1 protein-coding gene is annotated in these 947 nt (G+C 36.0%); it reads left to right on the top strand.

Annotated elements, in window-relative coordinates; translation table 11 throughout:
- Positions 1-154: 154 nt before the first annotated feature.
- On the top strand, positions 155-947 hold a 793-nt coding region (locus AC1DND_RS28550; RefSeq protein WP_477586306.1), incomplete at its 3' end, for a CehA/McbA family metallohydrolase.

The following is a 947-nucleotide window of genomic DNA, read 5'->3' as shown; positions in this document are numbered from 1 at the left end:
GTTTGGCCCAGGTTCAGAAAACTTAAAGCCTTTCATTAAAAATTGTGAATTGCATAATTTCATGTTAAAGGCGGCCGAAATGCCAGAGTCATTTTTAGTTAAGGCATAAATAATTTCAAACAGCAATGCAGGTAATTTTTTAAAAAAATGAAAAATGAAAGTAAAGTGTAAAACAAGAATTCCGATTATATGTATCGCTATACTTTTGAATGTAAGTATTGTCAAAGCTCAACAAAATACAGCTAAACCTGTTTTACTTTCAAAAGGATTTTGGCTAAAAGGCGACTTACATGTGCATTCACGGCATAGCACAGAATCATCGAATAATTCGATTGAAAAGATCATTAATTTTTCTAAATCTGTTAAAATGGATTATGTGTGTATTACAGATCACGATAATCATGTAGATGGTGATGTGGAACACCATACCTGGGCAGATCCAGAATTTAAATCAGACTCGCTTCTATTGCTATATGGTGCAGAATGGACGACAACCAGAGGTCATGGAAACGTATTTTCTGATAAACCCTATCATCATAAACGCTTATTTGATGTTCGAGATGAACGTGATGTTAATATTGGTAAAGTGAAGAAGTCTCTTAATATTCACTTATCAGCAAACCATCCAAGCGGAAAAGACAATTTTGGTTTTTCTTATGATCTGGTTCAATCGATTGAAGTTTGGAATTCGTCAGTTTGGCCAAAAAATGCCAATGCAATTATGATTTGGGATGATATGCTTTCATCCGGAAGGATGATGACAGGAAGAGGAGGAAGTGATGCACATCACGGAGTACCTACAGGGGCTGAAAAACCAGGTGCAAACACCTACCAAGCTGAATATAATTATGTTGGTACGCCAACCACCTGGGTTTTTGCAAAAGAGAAAAATTTAACTGCAGTTGTAGATGCACTAACTCATGGAAAGGTTTCGGTGAGTTCAAATC

The sequence above is a fragment of the Pedobacter sp. 01N416 genome (assembly GCF_056399685.1).
This window is presented reverse-complemented; position numbering and strand designations above follow the sequence as displayed.